This window comes from Pseudoalteromonas sp. MER144-MNA-CIBAN-0113 (assembly GCF_040308965.1).
In the GTDB taxonomy this organism is placed as follows: domain Bacteria; phylum Pseudomonadota; class Gammaproteobacteria; order Enterobacterales; family Alteromonadaceae; genus Pseudoalteromonas; species Pseudoalteromonas tetraodonis.
Window position 1 is genome coordinate 1 of sequence record NZ_JBEOOG010000479.1, and the last position, 252, is coordinate 252.

General features: G+C 40.1%; 1 pseudogene. It reads left to right on the top strand.

The window, feature by feature from the left end:
* Positions 1-252 (top strand): annotated as a pseudogene (locus tag AAEY57_RS20580) (LysR substrate-binding domain-containing protein); the annotation flags it as partial.

A 252-nucleotide genomic window follows, 5' to 3' on the forward strand; every position in this document is an offset into this window, starting at 1 on the left:
GTCGGAGCAAACACAAACAATTGCGAACGGCTGGGAGCCAAAAATTCGTATTGCTTTGGATTCTATTATTGATATAAAACCGATATTTACCAGTATAGAGCAGTTTTTAGTAGAGCATAAAAATATTGAAATAGATGTACAAGAACAGGTAATGAACGGCAGCTGGGAAGTGCTGATTGAAGATAAAGTTGATTTAGTTATTGGCGCGCCGTCGCCAGTGCCGAACCAAAAAGGCATTCGCGCGGTTAAAAT